The organism is Actinocrinis puniceicyclus, from assembly GCF_018283645.1.
In the GTDB taxonomy this organism is placed as follows: Bacteria; Actinomycetota; Actinomycetes; order Streptomycetales; family Catenulisporaceae; genus Actinocrinis; species Actinocrinis puniceicyclus.
This window is the reverse complement of the sequence record NZ_JAGSXH010000018.1, coordinates 41,440-58,048: the sequence shown is the minus strand read 5'-3', so window position 1 is coordinate 58,048 and position 16,609 is coordinate 41,440. Positions and strand designations below refer to the sequence as shown.

At 72.0% G+C, this 16,609-nt stretch carries 5 protein-coding genes; 4 read left to right on the top strand and 1 reads right to left on the bottom strand.

Going from position 1 to position 16,609, the window contains the following annotated elements; genetic code table 11:
- The first annotated feature begins 136 nt into the window (after positions 1-136).
- Positions 137-1,651, top strand: coding sequence for an AAA family ATPase (locus KGA66_RS07960; protein ID WP_211466227.1), 1,515 nt, complete (start codon positions 137-139; stop codon positions 1,649-1,651).
- A 148-nt stretch (positions 1,652-1,799) separates the two neighbouring features.
- On the opposite strand, the gene mce is transcribed toward KGA66_RS07960, so the two are convergent.
- A complete protein-coding gene (gene mce / locus KGA66_RS07955; RefSeq protein ID WP_211466225.1) occupies positions 1,800-2,279 on the bottom strand; it encodes a methylmalonyl-CoA epimerase in 480 nt (159 codons plus the stop codon).
- Positions 2,280-2,901: 622 nt separating this feature from the next.
- On the opposite strand from mce, the gene KGA66_RS07950 reads away from it, so the two are divergent.
- From KGA66_RS07950 to KGA66_RS07940, 3 genes are read left to right on the top strand one after another with little or no spacing between them, the layout of a single operon-like run.
- A complete protein-coding gene (locus KGA66_RS07950) occupies positions 2,902-5,034 on the top strand; it encodes an AMP-binding protein (protein WP_211466222.1) in 2,133 nt (710 codons plus the stop codon).
- On the top strand, positions 5,031-11,663 hold the full coding sequence (locus KGA66_RS31480) for a type I polyketide synthase (RefSeq protein WP_211466220.1): 6,633 nt from the start codon (positions 5,031-5,033) through the stop codon (positions 11,661-11,663). Before KGA66_RS07950 ends, KGA66_RS31480 begins: the two co-directional genes overlap by 4 nt.
- Positions 11,660-16,609, top strand: coding sequence for a type I polyketide synthase (locus tag KGA66_RS07940; RefSeq protein WP_211466218.1), 4,950 nt, complete (start codon positions 11,660-11,662; stop codon positions 16,607-16,609). Before KGA66_RS31480 ends, KGA66_RS07940 begins: the two co-directional genes overlap by 4 nt.

Genomic DNA, 16,609 nt, shown 5'->3' with positions numbered 1-16,609 from the left:
CTTTCCCCGACCGCGATGACCGGGTTGGCATCTGCGAGATCAGCGTGCCGCTACGGGCGACTCGTGCCGACGCGTGTCCAGCGCACTAGCGTGACTATAGTTAGCGTAGTTGTATTCAAGCTAGCTGGAGACCAAGGTGACGACCAAGCCCGCGGACGTCTTCGGCCGGGACGAGGAGTGGGCCGATCTGGCCGAGTTCGCCGCGTCGCCGCTGCCCGGCCTGCGCATCGCAATCGTCTACGGGCGCAGGCGCCAGGGGAAGTCCTTCCTGCTGCGCAGGCTGGCCGAGGCGTCCGGCGGTATCTACCACCTGGCCACGGAGCAGGTCGAGAGCATCTCGCTGGCTCGCTTCGCGGACTCGCTCGCCTCCTGGTACGGCGTGTCGGCCGGCGCGTTCGGCTTCGACGGGTGGGAGTCGGCGCTGGGCACGGCGGCGGAACTCATGGCCGCGCGCGCCGTGAATGCGTCGGCGGATGTCGCGCCACCCCTGCTGGTGATCGACGAGTTCCCGTATCTCGCGCACGAGAGCCCCGGGCTGGCATCGATCGTCCAGGGCCTCTACGACCGGATCGGTCCGGGGGCGGGCGGCGCGGCGCCTCTCCGACTCGTCCTGTGCGGCTCCGCGATCTCGGTGATGTCGGGGCTGCTCTCGGGAACGAAGGCGCTGCGCGGCCGGGGCGCGCTCGAGCTGCGGATCAATCCGTTCGGATACCGGGATGCCCGTGCCTACTGGGGAATCAATGACCTGTGGGCGGCCTTCCGGCACAACGCGCTCATCGGCGGCACACCGGGGTACCGGGAGTTGACGCCCGACCCCCGCTTTCCCGAAACCCCGGAGGATGCCGGGGCGTGGCTTGCGCGCAACGTGCTGCGCCCGAGTGTGCCTTTGTTCAGCGAGGCCGAACGGGTGGTGCATGAGGATCCGCGCATTCGTGACTCGGCCGCGTACGGCTCGATCTTGGCGGCGGTGGCGGCCGGGGAAAGTTCGCCGGCGAAGATCGGCGGCCTGCTCGGTCGGCCGGCCACCTCGCTCAACCACCAGCTGGGCATGCTCGAAGCGGCCGGGTTCATCGAGCGGCGTCAGGATCTGCTGCTCGAGCGGCGGCCGGTGATCACCATCACGGATCCGATCGTGCGTCTGCACCATCTGGTCATCGAGCCGTACCTCGGCGACCTGGAAGCCGGGCGGGCCCAGCGCGTATGGGCCGAGGTCAGGCACACGCTCGAGTCGAAGATCCTCGGTCCGCACTTCGAGGCGCTCTCGACCGAGTGGACGGCCCGCCACGCTCAGGACGAGGCGGGACTCGAGCTGGGGGCGGTCGGACAATCCGTCATCGCCTGCCGTGAGCACAGGACAAGCCACGAGATCGACGTGCTGGCCCTCGCACGCGGGGCCAGACCCCGCACCGCCGGTTCGCCGATCACCTTCATCGCCGAGGCCAAGTCCCGGGACCGCCGCCCCGGGTTGGCCGAGCTTCGCCGTCTCGAACACCTGCGCGACCTGCTGACCGCCGCGGGCCACGACGCGACCGGCGCGACGCTCGGACTGTTCAGCGTCAGCGGCTTCTCGCCGGAGCTCGTCGCCGAGGCCGCCCGGCCCGGGAGCCGGGTCATGCTTGCCGGGCTCGGGGAGATCTACGCGCGCGCGTAGATCGGCGGCGAGACGCTAAGGCGCAATGCAGCCGCTCCACCGGGTGCAGCCGCTCGACCCCCGACCAAGCCGCCGCAATTCGGCACGAAGTCCGGTACTGACAGCACTGACTCACGAACACGCCATGGCAAGGTCGGCGACGGCACCGTCAGTGCACTGCGAAGTCCGCCGAGGGTTGCTCGACCAGTTCCACGAGCACCCCGCCGGCGTCCTGGGGGAAGATGAAGTTGATCCTGGAACCGGCGGTGCCGCGCCGCGGTGTCTTGTGGATCAGCCGCACCCCGCGCGAACGCAACTTCTCGCAGGCGACGTCGAGATCCGCGACCCGGTACGCGATCTGCTGCAGCCCGGGGCCCTGACGGTCCAGGAAACGGGCGATCGTCGAGTGCGGGGACAGCGGCGCCAGCAGTTGCAGCCGGCCGGCCACCGGGTCGGGTCCGACCGACATCGTGGCCTCGCGCACACCCTCGTCCGCGTTCTCCTCGATCCGGATGCAGCGCATCCCGAACACTCGCTGATAAAAGTCGACGGCCTGGTCGAGGTCCGCGACCGCGACGCCGACGTGATCGATCCCGCGCAGGCCGATGTCCTCCAGATGCGCGGCGGGTGGGACGGGGTGCTCAGACATCCTCGCGGCTTCGCTCCCTGATCAGGGTTCGGCAACAGTTGTCCGGTGCGACGGCGGTTCGCCCGGGCACGGCTCGGGTGACGTCTCGGTCGCGGGATCCCGATTCTGCGCGCGAGGGCCCCAGGCCTTCGATAGCGGCTTGCCGCCGGCTCGTCCCCGCGGCGCGCCCGCAAGCATCAAACCTGAGATTTACGCTACCCGTTCATCCCTCGTTCTCAAACACATAACGTATACGTATTCTGATGAATTATTGGAACGCTCGAAAGGTTAACGACCGCGCCGCGCCCGGTCAAGAGCGGCTTCGAGCTGGCTGTTTGTCCGGTCGCAAGGCTCGCGCCGCGACGCGGTCGCGTTCCGCAGGGCAACGATTGCGCCAGGAGAGACGTAGACAGGCCCCTGACGCCGGTGATACAAGTCTTTCGGACGTCCTCGATCGATCGCTCTACCGCCGCACGGCCACATGGCTGCACGACCAGGCACGATCCGCAATCCACTCCCACGAATTCACGGCGAGCCGGTGCTCCGGCCGCCTCGTCCTGGGCGAAATCCGATCGACGCAACCGCCGAGCGGGTCGACGTGCCCTGACGCACCGATAGGCCCGACCTGCCGGAAGGAATCCGCGTGAGCGCTCCCCCACCGCAACTTCACAGAACCCTGGACGTCGCGCCGAGCGGAGCCGGTGTGGCCGGCGGCGCCACACGACGGGCGGACTGCGGCGGGCGGCACGACACACTCGTGGACCGCTTCCGTGAGGTCCTGCTGCAGCGGCCCGAGGAATGCGTCTACCGCTTTCTGCCCGACGGCGACGGACAACCGATCGCGCTGGCCAACGCGGCCCTGGACCTGCGCGCCCGCGCCATCGCCGCCGCCGCGCGCGAACGCGTCGGCGCCGGTGCACGAGTTCTGATCGTCTGCCCGCCCGGACTGGACTACGTGGCGTCCTTCTTCGCCTGCCTTTACGCAGGGCTGATCGCAGTGCCCGTGTATCCTCCGGACCCCTCGCTGCTGAAGCGCACGCTGCCACGGTTGATCGCCGTCATCGACGACGCGACACCCGCCCTGATCCTGGCGCCGCGGTCGATCGCCGCACAGGCCGCCGACTTCGCCACGCACGCCCCGACCCTCGAACGGATCACCTGGCTGGCCGTCGACGACATCGACGACGACGCCGCGGACAGCTGGCGGCAACCCGGTGTCACAGGCGAGGACATCGCCTTCCTTCAGTACACCTCGGGCTCCACCAGCGCGCCCAAGGGCGTGATGGTCAGCCACGGCAACCTCCTGCACAACCTCGCGGCGATCAACCGCCGGGCGTTCGACTTGGATCCGGCCGACCCGGGCGACGCGCACATGGTCACCTGGCTGCCGCCCTACCACGACATGGGCCTGATCGGCGGGCTGCTGGCCCCGGCCCACGACGGCTACCCGGTGACGTTCATGTCGCCCTTCTCGTTCCTCAAGCACCCGCTGCGCTGGCTGCGGGCCGTCTGCGAGCACAAGGCCACGTTCAGCGGCGGCCCGAACTTCGCCTACGAGCTGTGCGCCACGAGGATCAGCGAACGGGAGCGGGACGAACTCGACCTGAGCTCCTGGCGGGTGGCGTTCAGCGGGGCCGAACCGGTCCGCATGCACAGCATCGAGCGCTTCTCGCAGATGTTCACGGCGGCCGGATTCCGCCGCCGCGCGTTCTACCCCTGCTACGGGCTGGCCGAGGGCACCCTGGCCGTCACGCTCGGCGCCCCGGGATCCGGGCCGATCCCGCGGCGTCTCGAACCCGCGGCGCTCGGCCGGCACGTTGCCGTCGACGCGCCGGAAGGCCAGGACTCGCGCACCGTCGTGGGCTGCGGCCACGCGCTTGACGGCCAGAAGGTCCTCATCGTGGACCCCGTCACGCAAGTTGCCGCGCCCGAACGGCGGATCGGTGAGATCTGGGCGGCCGGGCCCAGCGTCGCGCAGGGGTACTGGCAGCGCCCCGAGCAGAGCGCCGAGGTCTTCGGCGCCTTCCTCGCGGACAGCGGCGCGGGACCGTTCCTGCGCACCGGCGACCTCGGTTTCCTCGACGGCGCCGAACTGTTCGTCACCGGTCGCCGCAAGGAACTGGTCATCATCGCCGGCAGCAACCACTATCCGCACGACATCGAGCAGTCGGTCGAGCGAGCCGACCCGGCGCTGCGCCCCAACTGCGGGGTGGCCGGCTCACGCGAAATCGACGGCGAGGAGCGGCTCCTCGTCGTGTACGAGGTCGGCGGCAGGCCGAGCGACCTGGCGCACATCATCGCGGCGATCCGCGCACGCATCGCGCAGGAACACGGACTGCAAGCCTACGAGGTGGCCTTGGTCAAGCGCGGCGTCGTGCCGAAGACCTCCAGCGGCAAGCTCCAGCGCGGTGCCTGCCTCGACGCGCTGCTCGACGGCAGCCTGCCCTGCCTGGCCAAGTGGAGCGCCCGCACCCCGACCGCCCAGGCGGACGACGAATCCCCGCCAGTGGTCACCGCCGCGCAGATCGAACAGCGGCTGTGCCGGGATCTGGCCGAGCGGCTGGGGCTGGCGCAGAACAAGGTCGACCCCGCCCGTCCCGTCGCCGAGTACGGGCTGGGCTCGGTGGACATGGTGGGCATCGTCGGCGACCTCGAAGAGTGGCTCGGGCGCAAGCTGCCGGCGACCCTGCTGTGGGAACAGCCGACGATCGAGGCCCTGGCCGAATACCTGGCCGCACCCTCGCCGTCTGCCGCGGCGCGGCAGACCCGGCCGTGAACCCGCCGGGCGCGGCGGCGCAGCCGGTCGCCGTCGTCGGCATCGGATGCCGCTTCCCGGGCGGCGCGCACGGCCCGCAGTCGTTCTGGAGGCTGTTGTGCGAGGGCCGCGACGCCGTGACGCAGGTGCCCGCCGACCGGTGGCGGCTCGAAGACGTCGCCGGCCTCGATGCCGCCCGCGGCCAGAGCGTCAGCCGTTGGGGCGGCTTCCTCAGCGGCGTCGACGCGTTCGACCCGCAGTTCTTCGGCATCTCACCACACGAGGCCGCGCGGATGGACCCGCAGCAGCGGGTGCTCACGGAGGTCGCGTGGGAGGCGCTTGAGGACGCCGGGCTGGTGGCGCAGCGGCTCTCCGGATCGATGACAGGGGTCTTCGTCGGTATCGCGAACAGCGATTACGCGCACCAGCAGGTCCAGGACCTCGGCCGGATCGACGCGTACACGGGCACGGGCAACGCCTTCAGCATCGCGGCCAACCGGCTGTCCTACCTGTTCGACCTGCGGGGGCCGAGCATGGCGATCGACACCGCCTGTTCCTCCTCGCTGGTCGCCGTGCATCAGGCCTGTGCGAGCCTGGCTCAGGGCGAGTGCTCGCTCGCGCTCGCCGCCGGCGTCAACCTGATCCTCTCCCCCGCGCTCGCGGTCAACTTCACCCGGGCCGGAGCGATGGCGGCCGACGGCAGGTGCAAGGCATTCGACGCGCGCGCCGACGGCTACGTACGGTCTGAAGGCGTCGGCGTGGTCGTTCTCAAGCCCCTGAGCCAGGCGTTGGAGGACCGCGACCGCATCTACGGCCTCATACTCGGCAGCGCCGTCAACCAGGACGGGCGCAGCAACGGCCTCATGGCCCCGAATCCACACGCTCAACAGGCCGTGCTGCGCGCCGCTTACTCCCGGGCTGGCGTGCGGCCGGACCAGGTGCAGTACGTCGAGGCGCACGGGACCGGCACCCTGCTCGGCGATCCCATCGAAGCCAAGGCGCTGGCCGCCGTCGTCTCGGCCGGCAAGGATGAATCAGACCCCTGTTTGATCGGCTCGGTGAAGACCAATCTCGGGCACATGGAGGCGGCGGCCGGGATCGGCGGGCTGATCAAGACCCTGCTGATGGTGCGACACCGGCAGGTGCCGCCGAGCCTGCACTACGAGCAGCCCAACCCGCACATCCCCTTCGATTCGCTCGGGCTGCGCGTGGTCGAGAGCCTGCGGCCGTGGCCCGGCGGAGCGTCGGGCGCGCTGGCCGGGGTGAGCTCTTTCGGCTTCGGCGGGACCAACGCGCACGTGGTGGTCGGGGAGGCACCGCTGCCCGCGGTGGCCGGGCAACCCGCCGGCGCGGCCGCGCACGTGTTCGCCCTGTCGGCTCGAAGCGGCGAGGCGCTGCGGGAACTGGCCGCGAAATACCTGGAGCACTTCGCCGAGCCGGACGAGAGCGCCGCGCACGCGGTCTCCTTCGCCACGACGGTGCGCCGGACGCACCACGAGCACCGCCTCGCCTGCGTCGGCTCGTCCACACGGCAGTTCGCCGAAGCGCTGCGGGCGTTCGAACAGGGCGAGCAGCACCCCGGGCTGAGCTGGGGCGAGCGGCAGGTGGGCCGGCGGCCGAAGGCCGCGTTCCTGTTCTCCGGGCAGGGCCCGAGGTGGTGGCCGCTCGGCGCGGACCTGTTCGACCGCGAGCCCGTCTTCCGCGAGGTCATCGACCACTGCGACGCGGTGCTGCGGCGGTACGACGACTGGTCGCTGATCGACGGCCTGCGCGCCGAGCCGGGCGCCTGCGCCCTGGCCGACCCGGGCGTCGGACAGCCGGCGCTGTGCGCGGTGCAGATGGCGCTGGCCGCGCTGTGGCGCTCGTGGGGCGTGGAACCGGAAACGGTCGCGGGTCACAGCGTTGGCGAGGTCGCGGCGGCGCAGGTGGCTGGGGCGTTGAGCCTGGAAAGCGCCCTGCGCGTGGCGCTGCACCGCGGCCGGGTCATCCGGGCGGCGGACGGTACGGGCCGGATGGCCGTGGTCGCGCTTTCCTTCGAGGAGGCGCGCGGCCTTCTGGAGCGAGGCAACGGCGCGCCGGTGTGGGTCGCGGCGGAAAACGGCCCGAACACCAGTGTGCTCACCGGCGAGGCGGCCGCGATCGAAGCGCTTGCCCGCGACCTGACGGCCGAGGGTGTCTTCTGCCGCGTCCTGGAATCGGTGCGGTTCGCCTCGCACAGCCCGCTGATGGAAGCGCCCGCGGACCGGTTGGGCGCCCTGCTGGCCGACCTGCGCCCGGATCCCGCGCGGCTGCCCATGCACTCGACCGTGACCGGGGCTCCCATCGCGGACACCCCACTGGACGGAAACTACTGGGCCGCGAACCTGCGCCGGCCGGTGCTCTTCGACCGAGTGGTCGCGGGCCTGGTCGAGTCAGGGCACGACGTCTTCGTGGAGATCTCCCCGCACCCGATGCTCGCCGACGCGGTCGCGGAACGGATGTCGCTGCTCTCGCCGCAGCAGGCGCAGGGCGCCGTCGTGGCCTCGCTCCACCGCGACCAGCCCGGACGGGCGTCGGTTCTCGCGCAACTCGGCCGGTTGTACAGCGCCGGCTACCCGGTGGACTGGGGCGCGGTGCGCGGCAGGACCGGCCCGATGGTGCAGCTGCCGAGCTATCCCTGGCAGCGGCGGCGTTACTGGCGCGACGACGAGTTCCCCGGCCGCCGTCGGGCAGCACACTCGGGCCACCCCATCCTCGAGACGTTCATGCAGTCCGCCACGCAGCCGAGTGCCTACCACTGGTGCGCACAGGTGGATCTCGAACAGTTCCCTTATCTGCGCGACCACGCGGTCGGCGGTACCGCGGTCCTGCCGGCGAGCCTGCTGCTGGACACGGCGCTGGCGGGCGCCCGGCAGATTCTCGGGGACAAGCAGGCGAGCGTGCACGACGTCTGCTTCACCGGCCTGACCGTGGTCCCGGAAAACGCCTCCCAAGCGACCATCCAGCTCGTGCTGCTGCCCGACGGCACCGACGGCGCCTCGTTCCGGTTCTACAATCGCCCGGCGGGACAGGGCGGCCCGGGCGGCGGCTGGAGCGAGGTGGCCCACGGAGTCATCCGTACCCTGAACCAGCCGGCAGCGCAGGACCAGGACCTCGGCGGGCTGCTGGCCAAGGCGCGGGAGCGCTGCGCGCGGCCGGCCGACAGCGCCGAGCACTACGCGGCGCTCTCCCGTGCCGGCCTGGAATACGGGCCCGCGTTCCAGGGTGTGCGCGCGCTGTGGCGCGGTGCGCACGAGGCCGTCGGGCAACTGCACGATCTGCCCGACCTGACCGCCGACACCGACGCGTACCTCGTGCACCCCGTCCTGCTGGACAGCTGCCTCCAGGTTCTCGCGGCGACGATCGATCCTGCGCAGCACGAAGCGGCCGGCTACCTGCCCGTGGATGTCGGCCGTTTCACGCTGTGGCAGGAGCGCGCCGTCCCGCGATGGGCGCACGCCGTGATCGGCGGCCCGAGTGCGGACGGCAGGCAGCTCACCGGTGGCCGGATCATCCTGTTCGACGAGGCCGGGCGGCCCGTGGGCGAGATCGACGGCATCACGGTGCGGCGCCTTGACAATGCCGGCACACGCGGCGCGGCCGAGGATTCCCTGCTCACGCTGCGCTGGCGAGAGCTGCCGCAGAGCGCGCCGGCCGCCGCACAGCAGCCGGCGGTCGGCGGCGAAGCCGGGTGGTGGCTCCTTCTGGCCGACCGGCGCGGCATGTGCAGCGATCTCAAGGGCCTGATCGAGGCGCGCGGCCAGGGCTGCGTGACCGTCGGCGCCGGAGCGGGTTACCGCAGGCTGGGCGAGGACCGGTACGAAGTCGATCCCGCTCGTCCCGAGGATTTCAAGGCTCTTATCGACCAGCTCGTGCGCGAACGCCCGTCCCGGTGTGCAGGCGTGGTGCACGCCTGGAGTGTAGACGCGTCCGTGGACGAGGACGACGCCACCGGCTCGCTACAGGAGTCGCAGGACCTCGGGCCCGTCTCCGCGCTGCATCTCGTGCAGGCGCTGGCGCACGACGCTCGGGAGGGCCTTCCACGGCTGTTCCTTGTCACCCGTGGGGCGCAGAGCCTGGCCGACGAAGCACCTGCCCCCGCCCAGTGCGCGCTGTGGGGCCTGGCGCGGGTGATCGGGCTGGAACACGCGGAGCTGCGCCCCAGGGCGGTCGACCTCGACCCCCGCAGTGCGGATCCGGCGCGCGACCTTCTCGACGAACTGCTGGCAGCCGACGAAGGTGACCAGGTCGCGCTGCGCGGCGGCGGCAGGTTCGCGCCCCGTCTCGAACCGTGGAGCACCGGGGACGGCGGGGCCGAATCGGACAGCGCGTGGCGCGAGCGGCCGTACGATCCGCGGCGCGACGCCAACCACCGCGTCCTTGCCACCCGTCCGGGCATCCTGGAGAGCCTGGCCCCGACGCCATGGCACCGCCTCGCCCCCGGCCCGGGGCAGGTCGAGATAGAAGTCGCCGCAGCCGGGCTCAACTTCAACGACGTCCTCAAGGCTCTGGGGAACTGTCCCGGAGTCCCGCCGGGATCCGTGCCGCTCGGCGGCGAGTGCGCCGGACGGGTCATCGCGGTGGGTGACGGCGTCACCCGCTTGCGGCCCGGGGATGCGGTCATGGCCGTAGCGCCCTCGAGCATGGCGGCCTACACGACGACCTCGGCGGACCTGGTCGCCCCCAGACCCGCGGGCCTGACCGACGAGCAGGCGGCGGCCGTCCCCGTCGCGTTCCTGACCGCCGTGTACGGCCTCGAATATCTGGCTCGGCTGCGCCGCGGAGAGACGTTGCTGGTGCATTCGGCGGCCGGCGGCGTCGGCCTGGCGGCGCTGCAGGTCGCCCGGCGCAACGGCGCCCGGGTCTTCGCCACGGCGGGCAGCGAGCAGAAGCGGGAACTGCTGCGCGAGATGGGTGCCGAGCACGTGATGGACTCGCGCTCGCTCGGCTTCGCCGCGGAGGTCACGCGGATCACCGGCGGGCGGGGCGTCGACGTGGTGCTCAACAGCCTCGCCGGGGAGGCGCTGACCCGCAGCCTGGCGCTGCTCGCTCCGAACGGGCGGTTCGTCGAGATCGGCAAGCAGGACGTCTACGCGGGCAACCCCGTCGGCCTCGGCCTGCTGAAGCACAACCGGTCGTTGTTCGCCGTCGACCTGGAGAGGTCGTTCGCCGAGCAGCCCGAGCTGATCGCCGAACTGTTCGAGCAGGTGCTGCGCGGTTTCGCCGGCGGCGACTTCACCCCACCGGTGGTGACGGCGTTCGACTACGGCGACGCGGAGGCCGCATTCACCCATATGGCCCAGGCCCGGCACATTGGCAAGATCGTGCTGCGGCCGCATCCTCCGCGCGCGCTGCACGTGCGGCCTGACAGCGCGCCCGTACGCAGCGACGCGACCTACCTGATCACCGGTGGTCTGGGCGCATTGGGCCTGCGGACCGCGCGCTACCTGGTCGACCAGGGCGCCCGCCATCTCGTGCTCACGGGTCGGCACGCGCCTTCGCCCGACGCGGCCGAAGCGGTGGAGAGCTTGCAGACGGAGGCGCGCGTCGTCGTCGAATGCGCCGACGTTTCGCTTCCCGACGCGGTCGAAGCCCTGCTGGCGAAGATCGAAGACTCGATGCCGCCGCTCGCCGGCGTGGTGCACGCGGCGGGCGTACTAGACGACGGCCTCCTGACCCAGCTCGACCGCGAGCGGTTCCGCACGGTGGCCGCGCCCAAGGCCGAGGGAGCCTGGAACCTGCACCGCGGCACCGTGCACCTCGATCTCGACTTCTTCGTGCTCTACTCCTCGGCGGCGGCGCTGCTCGGGTCGCCGGGTCAGGGCAATTACGCCGCTGCCAACGCATTCCTCGACGGGCTGGCGATGTACCGCCGCGCACGCGGGCTGCCGGCACTGAGCATCGCCTGGGGGCCGTGGGCGCAGGCCGGGCTCGCGGCACGCCCGGATCGCGGCGGCGCCCTTTCGGCGCGCGGCATCCTCAGCCTCGACCCGCGCGACGGAATCGCGGCGCTGGACCGGCTGCTGCGCAGCTGCGTGGCCCACGCGTGCGTGCTGCCCTTGGACCGCGCGAAACTGCGCGAGGCCGCCGACCACGCACTTGCGCCGGAACTGCTGGCGGGCCTGCTGGAACAACCGGGCAATCCAGCGGCGACGCCGGCGCAGAGCTCGCAGATCCACCGCAGCCTGCTCGCCGTCGAACCCGGCCGGCGGCGGCGCGACATCCTCACCCGGCACTGCCGGGAGCAGGCCGGTCGCGTACTCAAACTCGACCCCTCCGCGCTGGACCCGGCGGTGCCGCTGACAGAACTCGGCTTCGACTCGCTGATGTCGCTGGAGTTGCGCAAGCGGCTGGAATCCACGCTGGAGACAACGCTTCCGGCCACCGTCACCTGGCGCTTTCCGACGATCGACGCCCTGGTGCCGTTCCTGGCCGAGCGCATGCAGATCGCGCTGGAGGCCGAGGCGGAAACGGCCCCGCGACGGCCGCAGCCGCTCCCCGAACCGGACCCGCGGCCCGGGGACGCACTCGACGCCCTGCCGGACGGGGACATCGAAGCCCTGCCCGAGGGGGACATCGAGGCACTGCTGCTGGAAAAGATCACGCAGATCGACGAAGGGCGCTGGACATGACCTCGGCGGACGAGACGCACACGACCCCCACGCTGCGGCGCGCCTACCTGACGATCGATCGGATGCAGCGGCGGCTGGAGGAATACGCCCGGGCCGCGAGCGAGCCGGTCGCCGTCGTGGGTCTCGGCTGCCGCCTGCCGGGCGGCGTCGTGGACGGCGACTCGTACTGGCGGCTGCTGAGCACCGGCACGGACGCGATCACCGAGATCCCGGCCGACCGCTGGGACGCGGCAGCCCTGCACAGCCCGCAGCCCGCGCCGGGGAAGATGAGCACCCGCTGGGGTGGATTCCTCGACGGGCTGGACCGTTTCGACCACGAGTTCTTCGGCATCTCCCGGCGCGAGGCGCTGACGATGGACCCGCAGCAGCGCCTCGCGCTCGAGGTGGCCTGGGAGGCGCTGGAGAACGCCGGCTGGGCGCCGACCTCGCTGGCCGGCAGCCGCACCGGGGTGTTCATGGGTGTTTCGAGCTTCGACTACGCCACGGAGCACCTGCGCCATCCGCTCGACCTGACCGCGCACGCGAGCACCGGCTCGGCGCACAGCGTCGTGCCGGGCCGCATCTCCTACACCCTCGACCTGCACGGGCCGAGCTTGGCGATCGACACCGCGTGTTCCTCGGCGCTGGTCGCCGTGCTCCAGGCGTGCCAGAGCCTGCGGTCCGGCGAGTGCGAGGCCGCGCTCGCCGGCGGGGTCAACGTCGTGCTCTCCCCGCTGCCGAGCATCTCGTTCTCCCAGTTCGGCCGCATGGTGTCCACGGACGGGCGATGTAAGGCCTTCGACGCCTCCGCGAACGGCTACGTGCGCAGCGAGGGCTGCGGGATCGTCGCACTGAAGCTGCTGTCGCACGCGGTGCGCGACGAGGACCCGATCGTGGCCGTGGTGCGCGGCGGGGCCGTCAACCAGGACGGGCGCAGCGCCGGGGTGACCGCGCCCAACGGCAGCGCGCAGCGGGACGTGCTGCGGCGCGCTCTCAAGGCCTCCGGGCTCGAAGCGCACGACGTCGGCTACATCGAGGCACACGGCACCGGCACGCGCCTCGGCGATCCGATCGAGGTGGAGGCGCTCGCCGAGATATACGGTCGCCCGCAGGGCCCCGCGGTCTACCTCGGGTCGTCGAAGACGAACATCGGCCACCCGGAAGCGGCGGCGGGCATCGCCGGCCTGATCAAGGCTCTGCTGTGCGTGCAACGCGACGCCATCGCGCCGAACGTCCACTTCGAGCGGCTCAACCCGGACATCTCGTTCGCCGGGACGACGTTCGCCGTGCCGACGCGGCTGACGCCGTGGCCGCAGGGCGGTCGCGGCCGGGTCGCCGCGGTCAGCGCCTTCGGGTTCAGCGGCACCAATGCGCATCTGCTGGTCGAACAGGCACCCGCGCGCGAGCCCGCACCGTCGGACTCGCGCCGGCCGCGCTCGGTGCTGGCCCTTTCGGCCAAGAGCGACACCGCGCTGGCCGGGCTCGCGCGCCGCTACGCCGAGCGGATGGCCGCCGAGGACGAGGCGGATGTGGCCGACCTGTGCTTCTCGGCCAACACCGGCCGCAGCGCCTTCCGCCATCGGCTCGCCGTGGTCGGCGGCACGCGCGGCGAGTTGACGGACCGCCTCGCCCGGTTCGCCCGCGACGCGGCGGCGCCGGACGGCTCCGGCCAGGACGCGCCGGTCGACGGGCTGGTGACGGGGCAGGCGCGCGGCGGCGAGGTCGTCTTCCTGTTCACCGGTCAGGGTCCGCAGCGCCCTGGCATGGCACGCGCCCTGTACGAGGGCCAGCCGGTCTTCCGCGAGACGCTCGAGCACTGCGACCGGATCCTGCGGCCGATGCTGGAGAAGCCGTTGCTGGACGTGCTCTACCCTGCGGACCCGCGGTGCGAGCGGGTCAACGAGACCGGCTACGCCCAGCCGGCGTTGTTCGCGGTCGAATACGCCCTGGCGCAGATGTGGCGTTCCTGGGGCGTGGAACCGGTGGCGGTGCTCGGCCACAGCTTCGGGGAATACGTGGCCGCCTGTTTCGCGGGCGCGATGAGTCTGGAGGACGGCCTCGCACTGACCGTCGCCCGCTCGCGGCTCATGCAGACGCTGGCCGACACCGGTGCGATGGCGACGGTCTTCGCTCCTGAGGCCGCGGTCGCCGAGCAGATCGCGGGCGAGCCGGACGCGGTCAGCGTCGCCGCCGTCAACGGCCCCGCGAACACCACCATCTCCGGCGAGCGCCGCGCCGTGGCCGCGGCGTGCGCGCGGTTCGAGGCCGGCGGCGTGAAGACCAAGCTGTTGCGGATCACCACTTCGTCGCACTCCCCGCTGGTCGAGCCGATCCTCGCGCCGCTGCGCCAAGCCGCGCAGGCTGTGGCCTTCACCCCGCCGCGCGTCCCGCTCGTCTCCAACGTCACCGGGGATATGTGGGCGTGGGACCAGGCGCCGGACGCGGATTACTGGTGCCGGCACGCCCGGCAGCCGGTGCGCTTCGCGGCGGGCGTGTCCACGCTGCTGGACCTGGGGTACGACACCCTGCTGGAGGTCGGCCCGGCACCCACGCTCGTCGGCCTCGTCAGCGACGCGCTTCCCGCGGGCAGCCCGACGCTGCTGCTGCCGAGCCTGCGGCCGAAGCACGACGACTGGGACGTGTTGCTGACCTCGCTCGCGCAGTTGTACGTGCACGGCGCGCAGGTCGACTGGAAGGAGTTCGACCGGGGGTACCGGCGCCGCCGGGTCGCGGTCCCCACCTACGCGTTCGACCCGACAGCCTGCTGGCAGGAGCGCCGGGACCACGCCGCCGAGCGGGCGGACGACGAGCCCGGCGCGAGCGGTCCGGAGGATACCGGACACGGGCAAGGCGGCCAGTTCGACGACGGCGACCTGATGTACGAGCTCGCATGGCAACGAGTTGACGTATCGGAGGTGGCCGGGGCGAGCGAAGACGCGCCCGCACCGGAAACCGTTGCGCACACGTGGCTCGTGCTCGCCGACGGTACCGGCATCGGCGACGAGTTGGTCACTGCCCTGCGGCGCCGGGGGTCGCGATGCGTGCGCGTCGGCGCAGGCGCCTCCTACGTCCACGACTCCGATCACGACGTCGTTCTGCGCGCCGCGGATCCCGGTGATCTCCCGCGCCTCCTGAGCGAGCTGGACCTCGACGACGACGAGGAACTGCGGGTTGTCCACCTGTGGAGCCTGGACACGCAGGAGGACGAGAACACCTCCGTCGAGCGGCTGCTCGCCGACCAACAGCACGCGTGCATGAGCGCGGTGAGAGCCGTGCAAGCGCTCGCCGGACCCACGGCGGAACGGCGCAGCACTCGACTGTGGCTCGTCACCCGGGGCGCCGTCCAGCCCGCAGCCGTCCAGCCCGAAGCCGTTTCGACCGCAGCCGTTCCAACCGCAGCCGTTTCGACCGCACAGGCCGCGCCCGTGAGCGTCGGCCCCGCGACCCTCTGGGGCCTGGGCCGCTCGCTCCAGCAGGAACATCGGGGGATCTGGGGCGGGCTGATCGACCTCGATCCCGAGGGCGACGCCTGCGCCGCCGCCGGTCACCTGCTCGCCGCGCTCGACGGCGCGGGGGGCGAGGATCAACTGGCGGTGCGCGCCGGACGGCGTTACGCGGCGCGGCTGGTGCGCTGGCAGCCCGCCCGGTCCACGGTCCGGCGCGCCGTATGGCGCAAGGACGCCAGCTATCTGATCACGGGCGGCCTGGGCGGCGTAGGCCTGGCCGTCGCCCGCTCCCTTGTGCGCGCCGGGGCGCGGCACCTCGTGCTGGCCGGGCGCACTCCCCTGCCGCCGCGCAGCACCTGGGCCACGCTGGCCGCGGACGATCCGGCGGGCAGTCGAGTGGCGGCGGTGCGGGACCTGGAGGGCCTGGGCGCGAACGTCCTCGTCGAGAGCCTCGACGTCGCGGACGAGGAGGCGGTGCGCGCGTTTCTCGAGCGTTTCGCCGCCGAGGCCCGCCCACCGATCCGCGGCGTGGTGCACGCCGCCGGAGTCGGCGACGTCACCGCGCTGCTCGACCTGGAACCGGACGAACTGGAGCGGCACCTGCGGCCCAAGGCGGCGGGCGCCTGGGCACTGCACAGAGCCTTTAATGACTACAGCGCCTTCAGTGACAACAGCGCCTCGGCGGACGCCCCACTGGACTTCTTCGTGCTGTTCTCCTCCGCCAGTTCCGTGCTCAGCTCGCCGTTCGCGGCCGGCTACGCCGCGGCCAACGCCTTCCTCGACAATCTGGCGCGGCTGCGCCGCGCGCAGGGGAAACCGGGCCTGAGCATCAACTGGGGCATCTGGTCGCAGACAGGCATGGCGACGCACCGGGCGCGGGCCACACCCGGTCTCAGCGACGGCATGGCGAGCCTCTCCCCCGCCCAGGCCCTGCGCGTTCTGCATCGGCTGCTGCCGCAGGACGCGCCGCAACTCGCGGTCGTGCCGGTCGACTGGGCCGCGTGGGGCGGCAGATACCGGGAACTGTCGGGCTCCCGCGTCCTGTCGGCGCTGCTCGACACGCGCGTGCAGGCGCCCGGGGCGCGCGTCGCCGTTCGTCGCAGCCCACTGCCGAGCCGGGAAGAACTGCTCGGCCTGCCCGCGGCGGAACGCACCGCCTGCCTGACCGACAGGCTGCTGCAGTCCGTCGCCGCGACGCTGCGCGCGAGCAGCGTGGGACCGGAGCAGTCGCTTTTCGATCTGGGGCTGGACTCGCTGATGGCCGTGGAGCTCAGGAACGACATCGAGGCACACTTCGGGGTGACGCTGCCGATCGCGGTCTTCCTCGAAGGCGCGTCGGTGCGCAGCCTGGCGGGCCGGATCCTCGGGCAGCTCGAAACGATGGAGGGCTGCGGTCCGGCACGGGAACCGCAGCCGATCGAACGCGTCGAGCGTTTCGGGGACGTCGCGGCACGGCTGCTGGAGCAGTTGGAGCGGATGCCCGAGCAGCACGCTCCCGCGGCGGCGGGCCCGGAGGTCTGA

Excerpts from the sequence above, each read along its gene's own strand:
- mce (WP_211466225.1), bottom strand. The coding sequence starts at position 2,279 with ATGTCTGAGCACCCCGTCCCACCCGCCGCGCATCTGGAGGACATCGGC.
- KGA66_RS07940 (WP_211466218.1), top strand. The coding sequence starts at position 11,660 with ATGACCTCGGCGGACGAGACGCACACGACCCCCACGCTGCGGCGCGCC.